Raw genomic sequence first — 15483 nt, forward strand, 5'->3', positions numbered from 1 at the left:
CGGCCTCTGCCCGGCTACGCCCTGCTGTGCGAGCGCGACTCCCCTGTTGCCCAGTCAAAGGATCTACCGCCCCATGTCTCCCCGTTTCGGCATGCGTTCCCTCGCCCTGACGGCCGCCTCCGTGGCCGGCGCGCTGACGATCGGCGGCACCGCCGCCCACGCAGACGTTCCCGAGGACCAGCAGGTTCTGCTCAAGGGTTCCACCACCGCCTCCTACTTCTGGGACGACGCCTCCGGCCGCGCCGGTGACACCGGCCTGCCGGCCAGCGGCAAGCCCATGCAGAAGGGGATGGCCGCCAGCCCGAGCTGGCCGCTGCTGACCGAGGGGTACGTCGTCTACAAGGGCAAGAAGATGCCCTTCTTCGTCGGCGACCGCGGCCCCGGCGAGCCCTCCAACCGGGGCATCATGCTCGACCTCGACGGCAAGACGTTCGCCGAGCTGACCGGCGGCACCTTCAACGCCAGCACGCTGCACGTCAACGGCAACGGCGGCATGGGGCACATCAAGATCGAGTACGTCATCACCAAGTGGGGCAAGGGCCCGGGCAAGAAGAACCACCCGGTGCCGTTCGCGACCCGCGCCTACGCCCGCGTGGACAACAACCCGGCCAAGCCGCCGCAGGTCCTGGCCAAGAAGAAGGCGCCCGCCACGCAGACCGTGTCGGAGAACGCCCAGGCGGACGAGAAGAAGGCCACCGAGCCCGCCAAGCCCGCCGAGGCCGCCGGCACCGCCGGCAAGACCCTCCGGGTCGCCCCCGCCGCGCAGGTCACCACCTCCGCGGCCGCCCAGCCGGTGGCCGAGGGCACCGGCGGCGGCACGGCCGGCGTGGTCGCGGCCGTCGCCCTGGTCGCGATCGGCGGCGGCGCCGTCGTGGGCCGCGACCGCCTCCGCAAGCTGGTCCGCCGCTGATCGGCTCCTCGCAGCAGCGGTCCTCCGTGAGGGCGTCCCCGCACCGGGGGCGCCCTCACGCGCGTCCACGACCGTGACACCCCGTCCCGGGACCCGTCGCCCCGCGGAGACACCTGAGACGCCGTCCCCCTGAGAGGCCGTCCCCGTGAGAGGCCGTCCCCGTGAGAGGCCGTCCCCGTGAGAGGCCGTCCCCGTGAGACGCCGTCCCCGCGCCCGGCTGCCCCGCCCGGAGCGGGTCAGCCCGGCTCGTCGGGGAGCACCGCCTTCTCGTCGGGCTTGTAGACCAGCACGTTCTCGATGTACGACTTCACGGCCGCCGGCAGCCCCACGTCGCCGCCCGCCGCCTCCGACAGGTACCACCGGTGGTCCAGCACCTCGTGGAAGAGCTGGGCGGGCTCCAGCTTGCCGCGCAGCTCTGCGGGCAGCGCCGCCACCGTCGGCTGGAACACCTCGGCCAGCCACCGGTGCGCCACGATCGCCTCGTCCTCGTGCCGCAGCCCCTTGGCCACCCGGAACCCGTCGAGGTCGTTGAGCAGCCGCCGCGCCTGGTTCTCCTCGACGTCCAGCCCGGTCAGGCGGAGCAGCCGTCGCTGGTGGTGCCCGGCGTCGACCACCTTGGGCCGGACGATGAGCCGCCCGGTGCCGACCTTGCGCCGCACCATCATCTCGGCCACGTCGAAGCCCAGCAGGTTGAGCCGCCTGATCCGCTGCTCCACCCGGTGCCAGTCGACCTCCTCGATGATCTCGTCCTGGGTGATCTCGCCCCACAGCCGGTGGTAGCGGGTGACGATGTCCTCGGCGGTCTCCATCGGGTCGATCGAGGGGTGCAGCAGCCCACCGGCCTCCAGGTCCAGCATCTCGCCGAAGATGTTGGTGTGGGCGTTGTCGATGTCGCCCAGCCGCTGCCCCTCGCTGATCATGGGGTGCATCTCGCCGGTCTCCGCGTCCACCAGGTACGCGGCGAACGCCCCGGCGTCCCTGCGGAACAGCGTGTTGGACAGCGAGCAGTCACCCCAGTAGAAGCCGTTCAGGTGCAGCCGGACGAGGAGCACGGCCAGGGCGTCCAGCAGGCGGGTCAGCGTGTCGGGCCGCAGCGTGCCGGACATGACGGCCCGGTAGGGGAGCGAGAACTGCAGGTGCCGGGTGATCAGCGCCGCGTCGAGCCCCTCCTCCCGGCCGGTGACGTAGGCGACCGGCTCCACGGCCGGCGCGTCCAGCCTGGCCAGGTCCCACAGGAGCTGGTACTCGCGTCTGGCGTACCGCTCGCTGATCTCCTTGATCGCGTACACCTTGCCGGAGAGCCGGGCGAACCGCACCACGTGCCGGGAGATGCCGCGGGGCAGGTCCACCAGGTGGTGTTGCGGCCAGTCGGCCAACGGGACGTCCCAGGGCAGGCTGAGGAGATCGGGGTCGCCGAGCGCGCCGGTGATCTGGAGGGGCATGCCCTCAGGATAGGGTGCGGCGGTGGACGAGTTTCTCACCTGGTACTTTTCCGGACACCCCGTTACTGCCAGCCTGCTCGGAGCGGACGGCTACGACCGCACGCTCGGCGACTTCTCCGCCACCGCCTTCGCCGCCAGGACCGGTGAGCAGGAGCGCTGGCTCGAGCGGCTCTCCCGGCTGGAGACCCCCACGCCGGACGACGCGATCGACAGGGACCTCGTGCTGGCACAGCTGCGGGGCTGGCTGGCGCTCGCGTCCTGGCCCGAATGGCGCCGCGACCCGGCCGCCTACCTCTCACCGATCTTCGCGGCCATGTTCACGCCGTTCCAGCAGCGGCTCAAGCCGGAGCCGGAGCTGGTGGACGCCGCGATCTCCCGGCTGGCCGAGGTGCCCGGCGTGCTCGCCGCCTGCCGCGCCAACCTCGACCCTGACCTCGCCGCGCCGCTGCTCGTCGAGCGCGGGCTCGGCCAGGCCCGCACCGGCCGGCAGTTCCTCACCGTGACGGTGCCGTCGATGGTGCGTGACGAGGGCCTGCGCGCCAAGCTGGCCGCGGCGGCCGAGCCCGCCGGCCGCGCCTTCGACGAGCTGGTCACGTTCCTGGAGGGCTTCCGGTGCGGCGGCACCTGGCGGATGGGGGAGGGCCTCTACTCCACCCTGCTGCGCGAGCGCGAGCTGCTCGGCTACGGCGCCGCCGAGCTGCACGAGAAGGGCAAGGCCGCCTGGGCCGCGCTGGACGAGCGCATGAGCGAGGTCGCCGTGCGCGTCAACGGCGGCCGCGACTGGCGGGCGGCGATGGAGTCGCTGATGGACGACCATCCGCCGACGCTGGCGGCGATGCGCGAGGAGTACGAGGCCGAGACGCTGCGCGCCCGTGACTTCGTCCGCGACCGCGACCTGGTCACCTTCCCCGAGGGTGACGAGTGCCTGGTGCTGCCGTCGGCGGAGTACGTCAGGCCGATCCTGGCCGTGGCCCACTACCTGGCGCCGCCGCCGCTGACCAGCTCGCGCACCGGCGTCTTCTTCGTGCCGTACACGCCGGACGGCTTCACCGAGGAGCAGGTGCGCCAGCGCCTGCGGACCAACTCCCGCGCCCAGATGCCGTCGATCGCCGTGCACGAGGCCTACCCCGGCCACCACTGGCACCTGTCGCACATGGCGGGCAACCCGCGGACCGTGCGCAAGGTGTTCCGCACGCCGTACTTCACCGAGGGCTGGGCCCTCTACGTCGAGAAGATGCTGCACGAGCAGGGCTACTTCGACACCCCGGCCACCGAGCTGGCCCACCTCGACTGCCGGATCTTCCGGGCCGCCCGGATGGTCGTGGACACGGCGCTGCACTGCGACGACCTGCCGATCGAGGAGGCCGAGCGGTTCATGGCCACCAAGGCGTCGCTGACGCCGGGCACGGCCAAGGGCGAGGTGAACCGCTACTGCGCCTGGCCCACCCAGGCCCCGTCCTATCTGACGGGGGCCATCGAGATCGACCGGATCAGGGAGTCGTACGGCGGGTCGCTGAAGTCGTTCCACGACCTGATCGCCGGCTCCGGCGGCCTCCCGCTCGGCCTGGCCGAGCAGGCGGTCACGGGCGCGTAGCGGGTCAGGACGGGGGCCGGCGGGGGAACACGGGCGGGTTGAGCGCCCGCTCGACCACCGCGTCGAGCTGCTCGCCGGTGAGGACGGTGGGCGTGCCCACGCCGAGCCCCCGCACGTAGACCTCGCACAGCCACTCCAGCAGGCGGGTGGCCTCGAACGCCTCCTCCAGCGTGGCGCCGACGGTCACCCCGCCGTGGTTGGCCATCAGCGCGGCCTTGCGGCCCTCCATCGCCTGCCGGACGTTCGCCGCGAGCTCGGGCGTGCCGTACGTCGCGTACGGGGCCACCCGGACCGCCCCGCCGAGCAGCAGCGCGTTGTAGTGGACGGGCGGCAGCTCGGTCATCGTGGTCGCCACCACCGTGCCGAACACCGCGTGCGTGTGCACCACCGCCCCCGCGCCGGTCGCCGCGTAGACCGCCAGGTGCATGGGGGTCTCCGAGGACGGCTGCAGCTCGCCCTCGACCAGGTGGCCCTCGACGTCCACGACCGGGCACATCTCCGGGGTGAGCCGGTCGAGCGCCGCGCCCGCCGGCGTGACGGCGACGAGGTCGCCCTCGCGCACGCTCAGGTTGCCGGAGCTGCCGATCACCAGGCCCAGCTCGACGGCGCGCCTGCCGTAGGCGCACAACTGCTCGCGGAGGCTCATGAGCGGCAATGTAGTCGGTCGTCCGAAATGCTTCAACGCCCGGCCGGCTGCCGGGCTAGAGGCGGTCGAGCTGGGCGAGCATGATGCGCTCCAGGTCCACCCGCCGGAGCCGGCCCGGGTAGAGCAGCAGGTGCAGGCTGAGCCCGTCGACCAGGGCGAGCAGGTGCTCGGTCACGTCGTCCAGGCTGTCGTCGCCGCGCAGCTCGCCCGCCGCGCGCGCCTCGGCCAGCAGCCCGCGCACGACGGCGCGCAGCTCATCGGCCTCGGTGCGCTGCACCTCGGCCAGCCGTTCGGAGGCCAGGCTGCGGCTCCAGAAGCTCACCTCCAGGCGCGTCTCCTGGGTGCGCTCGGCGTCGAGCGGCAGGTTGTCCAGCAGCAGTTCGCGCAGGGCGGCCAGCCCGCCGGCGCCCTCGACCTTGCGGGCCAGCCGCTCGCGGATGCGCCGGTGGGACTGGCGCAGCGCCGACAGCAGGATCTCGTCCTTGTCGGCGAAGTAGTGGGCGAGCACGCCGTTGGAGTAGCCCGCCTCCTTGGCGATGGCGCGGGTGGTGGCGGCGTCGATGCCGTCTCTGACGATCACCCGGTGGGCCGCCGACAGCAGCTCGCGGCGGCGCTCGTCATGGTCGACGATCTTGGGCATGGCGCTCCCTCCGTGGTGCTCCTCCCAGCATATTGACTTTTTATTCGGACGTCTGTCTATTTAGACCATGACCGTCGCCACCGTCGGCGTCCACATCGTCGACATCCTCGCCAGGCCCGTCGAGCACATCCCTCCGGGCCAGGACACCGTGCTGGTCGACCAGATCCGCCTGACCGCCGCGGGCGCCGCGGCCGGGACGGCGGTGGACCTGGTCAAGCTGGGCAACGACGTCGTCACCATGGGGGCGGTCGGCGACGACGAGCTCGGCGACTTCCTCGTGGCCGTGCTGGCCAAACGGGGCGTGGACGTCTCCCGCCTGGCGCGCCGGCCGGGCGAGCAGACCGCCGCCTCCATCCTGCCGATCCGCCCCGACGGCGGGCGGCCCAGCTTCCACGTGCCGGGGGCCAACCTCGGCGTGACGCTCGCCGACCTCCACGTCGAGACGCTGCGCGCCGCGCGGGCGGTGCACCTCGGCGGCGTGGACGTCACGTTCGGGCTGGCCGAGCCGGCCTTCTTCGGCCTGCTCGACGAGCTGCGGGCGGACGGCGTCGTCGTCACCATGGACGTGCTGTCCGAGCTCCCCGACCTGCTGGGCATGGCCCGCGCCTTCCTGCCGCACGTCGATCACGTGCTGCCCAACGAGTCGCAGGCGCGGCTCATGACCGGCGAGGACGACGTCCGGGCCGCCGCACTCGCCCTGCTCGCCGAGGGGCCGCGCGGGGTCGTGGTCACGCTCGGCGCCGAGGGCAGCGTGGTCGCCACCGAGGCCGGGGTGGAGCACGTGCCCGCCCTGAAGGTCGAGGTCGCCGACACCACCGGCTGCGGCGACGCCTACTGCGCGGGCTTCCTCACCGGCCTGCTGCACGGCAGGGACGTCCCGGCCGCCGCCCGCTGGGGCACGGCCGCCGCCGCCCGCGTGGCCACCGGTCTCGGCTCCGACGCCGGCATCACCGACCTGCCGTCCACGCTCGCCCTGCTCACCGACTCCTGAAAGGCCGACCCATGACCGACGCCGAGCTGCGCGAGCGCGCGCTCAAGGTGGTGCCCGGCGGCATGTACGGGCACCTCAACGCCGCCATCTTCGCCCCCGGCTACCCCCAGTTCTTCCTGCGCGGCGAGGGCTGCCGGCAGTGGGACGCCGACGGGCGCGAGTACATCGACCTCATGTGCAGCTGGGGGCCCGTCGTGCTCGGGCACCGGCACCCGAAGGTCGAGGAGGCGGCCGCCCGGCAGCTCGCCCTCGGCGACTGCCTCAACGGGCCCGGCCCCGTCATGGTCGAGCTGGCCGAGCTGCTCGTGGACACCGTCCCCAGCGCGGACTGGGCGATGTTCTCCAAGAACGGCACCGACGCCACCACCCAGGCGCTCATGGTGGCCAGGGCCGCGACGGGCCGCGCCAAGGTGCTGATGGCGCACGGCGCCTATCACGGGGCCGACCCGTGGTGCACGCCGTCGACCGCCGGCACCACCCCGAACGAGCGGGCCGACCTGGTGGAGTTCACCTACAACTCGCTGGAGTCGCTGGAGGCGGCCGCCGCGACCGCGGAGGGCGACGTGGCGGCGATCATCGTGACCCCGTTCAAGCACGACTCGTTCGAGGACCAGGAGCTCGTGGAGCCGGCCTTCGCGCGGGGGGCGCGGGCGCTCGCCGACCGGATCGGCGCCGCGCTGGTCATCGACGACGTGCGGGCCGGCTTCCGCATCGACCTGCGCGGGTCGTGGGAGCCGTACGGGGTGCGGCCCGACCTCACGGCCTGGTCCAAGGCCATGGCCAACGGCTACGCCATCGCCGCCGTCACCGGCGTCGACGCGCTGCGCGGCGCGGCCCAGTCGCTCTACTCGACCGGCTCGTTCTGGTTCTCGGCCGTGGCCATGGCGGCGGCCAAGGCCACCATCGAGACGCTGCGCGACACCGACGGCATCGCCGCCATGGAGCGCGCCGGCACGCAACTGCGCGAGGGGCTGTACGCGCAGGCCAAGGCGCACGGGTTCACGGTCAACCAGACCGGGCCGGTGACGATCCCGTGGCTGAGCTTCGACGGCGACGCCGACCTGTCCACGGCGCTGCACTGGAGCGACGCCTGCCTGCGGCACGGGGTCTACCTGCACCCGTGGCACAACTGGTTCCTGTCGGCCGCCCACACGGAGGAGGACGTGGCCCGCGCCCTGGAGGGCACCGACCGCGCCTTCGCCGAAACCCGCGCCCACCTCGGCTGACCCCGGCCGGCCCGCGGCCCGCACCCCCCGGCCGGCCCGCGGCCCGCACCCCCGGCCGGTCCGCGGCGCGCACCCCCGGCCGGTCCGCGGCCCGGTCCCGGGCGGCGTGCCGCGGGCGGCGCCGGGGGCTGCAGTAACGTGAGCCCCATGGACCCGATGGACATCGACGACAAGCTCGCCGGGGTGCCCGAGTGGCGCCGTGAGGGCGAGGAGATCCGGCGGACGGTCACCGCGCTCGACTTCCCCACGGCCATCAGGATCGTGGACGAGATCGCGGTCCGGGCCGAGGAGCTCAACCACCATCCCGACATCGACATCCGGTGGCGGACGCTCCACCTCGCCCTCACCACGCACGACAAAGGACGCTTGACGGACATGGACTTCACCCTGGCCGCCGAGATCGACCGCATCGTCGCCGAACACGCTGTGTGACGAGTCGATTACCCGTTAGAGTGGTGGCCCTTCGCGAGCCTGTCGTACCGGCTCCTGCACTGTCACCACTCTGGGGGTTCTCATGCGCCTGCGCGCGCTCCTGCTCGCCCTGCTAGCGGCCGCGGCCGGTTGTGCCCAGACCGGTGCGCCCCCGGCGCCGAGCGGCACGGCCGGCACCGCCTCGGCCGGCCCGTCGGCCAACCCCAACCTGGCGCTCTCCGCCAGCGGCGACTTCGCGCCCGACGCCACGCAGGCCATCGCCTACGACCGCAAGCTCGCCCCCGAGGGCGCCCGGGCCAGCCTGCTCGTCGAGTCGGAGATGGAGGCCGGCCGGACCCGGTCGTCCCTGGTCGTCGAGGGGTTCCTGCCCGGCCGCACGTACGGCGCCCACCTGCATACCCAGCCGTGCGGCGCCAAGCCCGACGACTCGGGTCCCCACTACCAGAACAAGCCGGGCAAGGCCACGGCCAAGAACGAGATCTGGCTCGACTTCACCACCGACGGCACCGGCTCGGCCAACGCCTCCGCGCGCAACCCGTGGCTGCTGGCCTCCGACCGGATGCCCCGCTCGCTGGTCATCCACGCCGATCGCACCAAGGTCAAGAAGCCCGCGCGGGGCGAGGCGGGGCCCCGGGTGGCCTGCCTCACCCTCGGCTGAGCGACCGCCACCCGCCTGCCGGGCCCCATGTGGGGGCGGGCCCGGCGCGCGGGGTCGCCGCGGGGGGTCGCCGCGCGGGTCACGCCCGCCGGACTCACCGCAGGATGAGGACGCTCTCGCCCCTCGGCACGAGCTCTCCGATCACCGGGTGGCCCGGGACCTCGCCGGCGAGCAGGAGGCCGCCCGATGTCTGCGCGTCGGCCAGGAGCAGCCGGGTCGCCTCGTCCGTGCGGCCGAAGTCGGTGTGCGGGGCCACCCAGTCGAGGTTGCGGCGGGTTCCGCCGGGCACGTAGCCGTCGCGTACGGCCTCGCGGGCCCCCGCCAGGTACGGCACCGCGGCCACGTCCACCACCGCCGACACCCCGGACGCCCGCGCCAGCTTGTACAGGTGACCGAGCAGCCCGAATCCGGTGACGTCCGTGGCGCAGCGCAGGCCCGCCTCGACCGCCGCCCGGCCGGCTTCGGCGTTGAGCCTCGTCATGACCTCCACGGCCTCCGCGAACACCTCTCCCGTGACCTTGTGCCGGTTGTTCAGCACGCCGAGGCCGAGCGGCTTGGTCAGCGTGAGGGGCCGGCCCGCCTCCCCGGCCTCGTTGCGCAGCAGCCGCTCCGGGTCGGCGATCCCGGTCACCGCCAGGCCGTACTTGGGTTCGGGGTCGTTGACGCTGTGCCCGCCCGCCAGGTGGCAGCCGGCCTCGGCCGCGACGGCCGCGCCGCCGCGCAGCACCTCACGGGCGACCTCGTACGGCAGGACGTCCCTGGGCCAGCTGAGCAGGTTGACCCCGATCAGCGGCCGGCCGCCCATCGCGTACACGTCGGAGAGCGCGTTGGCCGCGGCGATCCGGCCCCAGTCGTAGGGGTCGTCCACCACGGGGGTGAAGAAGTCGGCGGTGGCCACCACGGCCGTGCCGTGCTCGATGCGCACCACGGCGGCGTCGTCGCCGGTCTCCAGGCCCACCAGCAGCTCGCCGGCGGCTCCGCGCGGGGCGGGCGCGCCGAGGCCGGCGAGCACCTCCTCCAGCTCGCCGGGCGGGATCTTGCAGGCGCACCCGCCGCCCTGCGCGTACTGCGTCAGCCGCATCGTGGACTCCGTTTCACATGAAGTTGCGTGTGTGCAGGGCAGCGAGCTCGGCCGCCTCTCCGGCCGGGAAGCCCAGGTGGACGAGGCGGTTGCGGCGGCCCTCGAACATCTCGGCCTGCAGCCGCTGGACGGCCGCGTGCCCGTCGGCGACGGCCCGCGGAGACCACGAGCCCGCGGCCAGCAGCGTCAGGGCGTCGAGCACGTGCTCGTTGATGCCGGCGGTGTCCGCCAGCACGTCGTGGCGGCGCTCGATCGCTCCTCTGAGCCTGCCACGGAAGGCGGGATCGCGCCGGGCCTGCTCCGCGAGGTGGGCGACGCCGAACGCGACGTGACGGGCCTCGTCCTGGTGCGCCAGCGCCGCGATCCGGCGGGTGACCGGGTCCGGCGCGTACTGGCCGAGGAACGACAGCAGGTTGAGGAACGTGCCCTCGCCCAGCACGGAGAGCAGGAACGACGCCAGTGAGAAGTCCGGCTCGGCCAGCAGGGACGTCAGCGAGGCGCGCCCGCCGGCCGACGAGGTGCCCAGTTCGTCGCCGCGCAGCGTGGCGCGGCGGGTGAACACCTCGATGTGCCGGGCCTCGTCGGCCGCCTGGACGGCGAGCAGTTGCGTCACCTCGCGGAAGTGCGGGTGGACCCGCGCCAGCAGCCGCGCCGGGACGACCAGGGCGGCCTGCTCGTTCTCCACCAGGTAGGTCATCACCTGGACGACGGCCGCCTCGACCTCGGCGGGCAGTTCGAAGGCGCAGTCCCAGTCGATCGCGGTGGCCGGGTCCCACTGCCGCGCCGCGGCCTGCGCGTACAGGGCGGGCGCCAGGTCGGCCCAGACGACCTCCTTGCGGTCGAGGTCGAACGGCGACGGCGGCCCGCCGGGCTCGACCAGCGCGCCGCGGGCGGCCAGCCCCCAGTGCGCGGCCGGGCGGGACACCACCTGGGAGGGGTCCACGCCGCCGGCCCGTTCGGCGCCGGCCCACCGCCCGCGGGTGGCGGGACCGGGGACGATCCAGGCACGCACCGGCCCGCCCGGCGTGTCCGGCCCGCCCGGATCCCCGTCCGGCGGGACCGTGAGCGCGTGGCCTTCCCGCCGGCACCAGGCGGCGAGGTGGGCGACGAGGGCGTCGTGGGTTCCGATGACACCGAGCCGGCCGCCCGGCGGGAGCAGCGCGAGTTCCCTGCGCAGGATGACCTGGGCGCCCTGGTCGAATCCGATGCCCGCCAGGTCGGCGGTCCGCGAGGTCACGGGTCGTAGGCCGTGGCGGTGACCCGGCCGGCCGGGTCGTAGAAGCCGGTCGCGTCCACCGCGGCCTCGAGCGCCGCGTACGCGGTGGCGCGGCCCGGCCGCCACTGCGTGAGCCCTTCCAGGTCGAGGAGGGGACGCACCTCGGGGTCGGCGTAGGACATGCCGGTCAGCAGCCCGCCGAACTCCTCGACCAGGTCGCGGGGGGCACTCGCCGCGATCGTCATGTTGCAGTGGTCGTAGGGGGCGGTCATGGTGAGGATCCGGGTGGAACCGGCGGGCAGGGTGCCTTCCTGGGTGAAGAGCAGGTGGTTGGCGTCGAGCATGCAGGCGGCGGCCACCTCGCCGGCCAGCAGCGCCCGCGCCGCGTCCCGCTCGCCGCCGACGTGATCGCCGTGCAGCCCGACGCCCACCTGGAAGAGTCTCGGCTCGACCGTGGCACCCAGTTCGTGCAGGTGACGCAGCGGCAGCAGGGTGGCCTGGGGGGAGTCGACGGCTCCGACGCCCACGGTCGCGCCCTTGAGATCGGCGACCCGTTCGATGCCCGAGTCGGCGCGGACCGCCACGACCGACCGCAGGTCGCAGTCGGTGTCCCGCATCACCAGCGGGTGCACCGGCTCGCCGCGGGCCACGCCCAGCCGCCGCGCCCGCACCCATGCGAGCGGGGAGTTCCAGGCGGCGTGGATCCGCCCGGCGATCAGGTCCTCGACCTGGCGCTCGTAGTGGGAGTACAGGACGAAGTCGAACGGCAGGCCCTGCCGCCGCAACCAGGCGCGGAACCCGGACCAGATGGTGACCACCTTGGCGTCGTAGGCCACGGCCCCCATGAGGAGCGTCATGAACCGCTCCCGTCGAGGAGCGGCAGGCCGAAGGCGAGCCGGCCGGCGAAGTCGTGCAGCGCCTCGGTGGTGGGGGCCATCACCCGGGCCGCGAGCGTGTCGCGGAAGTGTCGTTCGACGCCCGCGTCACGGCGCAGCGCCGAGCCGCCGCACAGCCGCATGACCTCGTCGGCGATCTCGACGGCCGCCTCGGCCGCGACGGCCTTGACCTGCAGGACGCGGAGCATCGCGTCGTCCCTGCCGTCCTCCAGCGCGGCCAGGACGTCGTTCAGGAAGACCCGCACCTGGTCGCGGCGGGCGGCGAGCCGGGCGAACGCCGACCGGGCGCCGGGTTGCTCGGCCAGCGTCTGCCCGAGGTGTTCCAGCCGGGTCCGGGCGACGTGCGCGCGGGCCCCGGCGACGAGCGCGTCCATGACGCCCAGCGAGAAGGCCGCGTTGAGCACGAGGAACGTGGGCAGCGCGGTGCTCAGCGCGATGTCCAGCCCGGCGCCGTCGGCGCCCAGCATGGTCTCGGGCCGCACGCCGTCGGCGGTCATCGGGCTGGAGGCGTTGCCGCGCAGGCCCAGCCCGTCGAACGCGCCGCTGACCGACAGCCCCGCCGTGCCGTCGGGCACCAGCCAGAGCGTCATCGGTCCGCGGCCGGTCAGGGAGCGGCTGGACCACACGTACCCGTCGGCCTCCCCCGCCGCGGTGACGAAGCTCTTCCGGGACGCGAGCCGGACCTCGCCCCCGTGCTCGGTGGCCGTGCCGAGCGGCGCCCAGAAGTGGCTGCGTGAGCCGGTCTCGGAGAAGGCGAGCGTGGCCAGGTACTCGCCGCGGGCGATGGCGCGGCGGACCTCGTCGGGGCCGTGCGCCTCGATCACCGAGGCGGCCGCGTAGTGCATCAGGATGACCATGGCGGTGGATCCGCAGGCCGCGGCCAGGGCGGTGACGGCCTGGGCCGCGGCGGCCAGGCCCTGGCCCGCGCCGCCCACCTCGGTGGCGCTGGTCAGGCCGAGCAGGCCGGCCTTGCCCAGCGCCTCGATGCCCGCGCGGGGGAAGACGCCGCTCCTGTCGACCTCGGTCGCGGCCGGTGCCACGACGTCGGCGATCACGGCTGAGAGGGCGGGGGTCACGGCTTCACTTTCAGGATCTTGTCGTCGCCGGGCCCTGGCGTGCCGAGCTGGTCGCGGTTGCTCGTGGTGAGCCACAGGCAGCCGTCGGGGGAGCGGACGACGGTGCGCAGCCTGCCGTACTCGCCGGTCAGGAAGGCGGCGGGAGTGCCGATGCCGTCGCCCCGGAGGGGGATGCGCCACAGCCGCTGGCCGCGCAGGCCCGCGACGTAGATGACGTCGCGGGCGACGGCGAGCCCGCTGGGGGACGCCTCGGCGGGGGCCCACTGCCACAGCGGATCGACGTAGCCGGGCGTGCCTGCCTGGCCCTCCACGACCGGCCAGCCGTAGTTGGCGCCCGGGGTGATGAGGTTGAGCTCGTCCCAGGTGGCCTGACCGAACTCCGACGCCCACAGGCGGCCGCGTGAGTCCCAGCCGAAGCCCTGCACGTTGCGGTGGCCGAGGGAGTAGACGGGGGAGCCGGGGAAGGGGTTGCCGGGTGCGGGGGCGCCGTCGGCGGTGATCCGCAGGATCTTGCCGCCGAGGCTGGCCGGGTCCTGGGAGTGGCTGGAGACGCCGGCGTCGCCGGTGCCGACGTAGAGGTGGCCGTCGGGGCCGAACGCGATCCGCCCGCCCAGGTGGGAGGTGCCGGTGGGGATGCCGGTCAGCACCGGCTCCGGCGTGCCGAGCCGGCCGTGCGCGTACCGCATGCGCACGATGCGCTGGTCGGCCGTACCGGTGTAGTAGGCGTAGACGTACCGGTCGTGCGCGAAGGCGGGTGAGGCGGCCAGGCCCATCAGCCCGCCCTGGCCGACGACGTTCACGCCGGGGACGACGCCCACCTCGCGGACCGTCCTGCCGGAGACGACCGACATGACGCGGGCCGTGTTGCGCTCGCTGACCAGCGCCTCGCCCCCCGGCAGGAACGCCACACCCCAGGGCACCTGCAGGTCCGTGGCCACGGTGCCGGTGACCGCCGGTTCGCCGCCGGCGTCGGAGCGGGGCTCGGTGGCGGCCAGGGCCGGCTGCGCCGCGAGGAACGCGAGGGCGAGGCCGGCGGCCAGGGCCCGGCCTCGCCGGACGCCGGGCACACGTGGTGAGAACGGCAAAACGTCATCCCCTCACGAAAGACATCATGAACAGGGCCCCGGCAGGGAAAAGGCAGGGCCACGCCCCGTGAAAACGCTGCTCAGAAGGCGATCCGTGAGGAATCTACCGGGGCGCATGAACATGATCAAGAGTCGTCCCGCGGGTCGTCCCCTTTCACCGCGCGGCGTTCGGGAACGTGGGATTTCCGGATTATTCGGCCGGTGACCTACGCTCAGTGAGCTGTCACCGACGCAAAAGGAAATGCCGGAGGCGGTAGGTTTCCGGGCATGATGGATCATCGCCGGTCGATCCCGCGCACCGACGTGCTGCTCGCGGACCCGCGACTGGCCGAGGCGGGCCGGCGGCTGGGGGCCGAGCGCGTCAAGGGCGTGGTCGTCGCCGCGCAGCGGCGTGCCCGGGAGGGGGCCATCTCGCCGGAGGAGGTCCTGCCGGAGGCGCTGGCCGCGCTGCCGGCGAGTGCCTCCGGGCTGCGCCGCGTGATCAACGCCACCGGCGTGCTGCTCCACACCAACCTGGGCCGCGCCCCGCTGTCGGCCGCCGCCCGCGAGGCGGTGGACAGGGCGGCCGGCGCCACGGACATCGAGCTGGACCTCGACACGGGCGCACGCGGCAGGCGCGGGCGCACCGCCCTGGACACTCTGGCCGCCGCCGTACCCGAGGCCGAGGCCGTGCACGTCGTCAACAACAACGCGGCCGCGCTCGCCCTGGCGGCCACCGCGTTCGCCGCCGGCCGGGAGATCGTCATCAGCCGGGGCGAGCTCATCGAGATCGGTGACGGCTTCCGCCTGCCCGACCTGCTCGTCGCCACCGGGGCGCGGCTGCGCGAGGTCGGCACCACGAACCGCACCGCCGTTCGCGACTACGCCGAGGCGATCGGCCCGGACACCGGGATGGTGCTCAAGGTGCACCCGTCCAACTACCGGATCGAGGGCTTCACCGCGACCGTCCCGATCGCCGATCTCCAGGCGCTGTGCCGACGGCACCGGGTCCCCCTCGTGGGCGACGCGGGCTCCGGGCTGCTGCGGCCCGAGCCGTTGCTGCCGGACGAGCCTGACGTGGCCACCTGGCTGCGCCAGGGCGCCGACCTGGTCACCACCAGCGGTGACAAGCTGCTGGGCGGCCCGCAGAGCGGACTCGTCTTCGGCCGGGCGGAGCTGGTCGAGCGGTTGCGGCGCCACCCGCTGGCGCGGGCGCTGCGGGTGGACAAGCTCACCCTCGCCGCGCTGGAGGCGACGGTCGGCGGCCCCGGCACGCCCACCCGCGACGCGCTGCACGCCGACCCCGCCGGGCTGCGCCGCCGGGCCGCGGAGCTGGCGGCCCGGCTGGGCGACAAGGCGATCGCGGCCGAGGTGGTGGACAGCGCCGCCGTGGTCGGCGGCGGCGGCGCGCCAGGGGTGCGGCTTCCGGGCGCCGCCGTGGCCCTCGACGAGCGCCTGGCCGCCCCGCTGCGCCGTGGCGAGCCGCCCGTGCTCGGCCGGGTGGAGCGCGGACGCTGCCTCCTCGACCTGCGTGCCGTTCCGGAGGACGACGACGAGACGCTGCTGGACGCCGTCCTGGCCGTGGCCCATCGCCTGCCGGGCTGACGAGGT

Annotated in this window: 15 protein-coding genes; 7 read left to right on the forward strand and 8 right to left on the reverse strand. The window is 74.1% G+C overall.

Features of this window, described 5'->3' with window-relative positions; genetic code table 11:
* Positions 1-73: 73 nt before the first annotated feature.
* Complete coding sequence (locus tag CXR44_RS40955; protein WP_245899229.1) at positions 74-910, forward strand: hypothetical protein; 837 nt, start codon at positions 74-76, stop codon at positions 908-910.
* A 236-nt stretch (positions 911-1146) separates the two neighbouring features.
* Here the strand turns inward: CXR44_RS40955 and CXR44_RS17190 are convergent, their stop codons facing one another.
* Entirely contained in the window at positions 1147-2352 is a 1206-nt protein-coding gene (locus tag CXR44_RS17190; protein ID WP_101787078.1) for a DUF4032 domain-containing protein, read from the reverse strand.
* Positions 2353-2374: 22 nt separating this feature from the next.
* Between CXR44_RS17190 and CXR44_RS17195 the strand changes: the two genes are divergently transcribed.
* On the forward strand, positions 2375-3946 hold the full coding sequence (locus CXR44_RS17195; protein ID WP_101787079.1) for a DUF885 domain-containing protein: 1572 nt from the start codon (positions 2375-2377) through the stop codon (positions 3944-3946).
* Between the two features lie 4 nt (positions 3947-3950).
* Here the strand turns inward: CXR44_RS17195 and CXR44_RS17200 are convergent, their stop codons facing one another.
* The gene (locus tag CXR44_RS17200; RefSeq protein WP_101787080.1) at positions 3951-4592 is read right to left on the reverse strand and encodes a class II aldolase/adducin family protein; all 642 of its coding nucleotides are present in this window, start codon (positions 4590-4592) and stop codon (positions 3951-3953) included.
* 55 nt (positions 4593-4647) lie between these two features.
* Positions 4648-5232: a TetR/AcrR family transcriptional regulator gene (locus tag CXR44_RS17205; RefSeq protein WP_101787081.1), complete on the reverse strand. Its 585-nt coding sequence runs from the start codon at positions 5230-5232 to the stop codon at positions 4648-4650.
* Positions 5233-5299: 67 nt separating this feature from the next.
* Here CXR44_RS17205 and CXR44_RS17210 point away from each other — a divergent pair, with 67 nt between their 5' ends.
* The 4 genes from CXR44_RS17210 to CXR44_RS17225 all read left to right on the forward strand — a co-directional run bounded on the left by CXR44_RS17210 (position 5300) and on the right by CXR44_RS17225 (position 8539).
* A complete protein-coding gene (locus CXR44_RS17210; RefSeq protein ID WP_101787082.1) occupies positions 5300-6223 on the forward strand; it encodes a carbohydrate kinase family protein in 924 nt (307 codons plus the stop codon).
* Between the two features lie 11 nt (positions 6224-6234).
* Positions 6235-7449: an aminotransferase class III-fold pyridoxal phosphate-dependent enzyme gene (locus CXR44_RS17215; RefSeq protein ID WP_101787083.1), complete on the forward strand. Its 1215-nt coding sequence runs from the start codon at positions 6235-6237 to the stop codon at positions 7447-7449.
* Between the two features lie 147 nt (positions 7450-7596).
* Positions 7597-7881, forward strand: a complete 285-nt coding sequence (locus tag CXR44_RS17220; RefSeq protein WP_101787084.1) for a 4a-hydroxytetrahydrobiopterin dehydratase — start codon at positions 7597-7599, stop codon at positions 7879-7881.
* A gap of 82 nt (positions 7882-7963) precedes the next feature.
* A complete protein-coding gene (locus CXR44_RS17225) occupies positions 7964-8539 on the forward strand; it encodes a superoxide dismutase family protein (RefSeq protein WP_101787085.1) in 576 nt (191 codons plus the stop codon).
* Positions 8540-8633: 94 nt separating this feature from the next.
* Here the strand turns inward: CXR44_RS17225 and selD are convergent, their stop codons facing one another.
* The 5 genes from selD to CXR44_RS17250 are packed head-to-tail and all read right to left on the reverse strand — an operon-like array spanning position 8634 to position 13893.
* Entirely contained in the window at positions 8634-9620 is a 987-nt protein-coding gene (gene selD, locus CXR44_RS17230; RefSeq protein ID WP_101787086.1) for a selenide, water dikinase SelD, read from the reverse strand.
* Positions 9621-9633: 13 nt separating this feature from the next.
* The gene (locus CXR44_RS17235) at positions 9634-10857 is read right to left on the reverse strand and encodes a ferritin-like domain-containing protein (RefSeq protein ID WP_101787087.1); all 1224 of its coding nucleotides are present in this window, start codon (positions 10855-10857) and stop codon (positions 9634-9636) included.
* Complete coding sequence (locus tag CXR44_RS17240) at positions 10854-11693, reverse strand: phosphate/phosphite/phosphonate ABC transporter substrate-binding protein (protein ID WP_101787088.1); 840 nt, start codon at positions 11691-11693, stop codon at positions 10854-10856. Before CXR44_RS17240 ends, CXR44_RS17235 begins: the two co-directional genes overlap by 4 nt.
* Positions 11690-12808 carry an acyl-CoA dehydrogenase family protein gene (locus CXR44_RS17245; RefSeq protein ID WP_101787089.1) on the reverse strand — a complete coding sequence of 373 codons (1119 nt, stop codon included), beginning with the start codon at positions 12806-12808 and terminating at the stop codon, positions 11690-11692. Before CXR44_RS17245 ends, CXR44_RS17240 begins: the two co-directional genes overlap by 4 nt.
* The gene (locus CXR44_RS17250) at positions 12805-13893 is read right to left on the reverse strand and encodes a PQQ-dependent sugar dehydrogenase (protein ID WP_101787090.1); all 1089 of its coding nucleotides are present in this window, start codon (positions 13891-13893) and stop codon (positions 12805-12807) included. The genes CXR44_RS17245 and CXR44_RS17250 overlap by 4 nt, the downstream gene beginning before the upstream one ends.
* 267 nt (positions 13894-14160) lie before the next feature.
* On the opposite strand from CXR44_RS17250, the gene selA reads away from it, so the two are divergent.
* Positions 14161-15477 (forward strand): L-seryl-tRNA(Sec) selenium transferase, encoded by a 1317-nt coding sequence (gene selA / locus CXR44_RS17255; protein ID WP_180903499.1) that lies wholly within the window; start codon positions 14161-14163, stop codon positions 15475-15477.
* The last annotated feature ends 6 nt before the right edge of the window (positions 15478-15483 follow it).

It is taken from the genome of Nonomuraea indica, from assembly GCF_002850745.1.
GTDB lineage: Bacteria > Actinomycetota > Actinomycetes > Streptosporangiales > Streptosporangiaceae > Nonomuraea > Nonomuraea indica.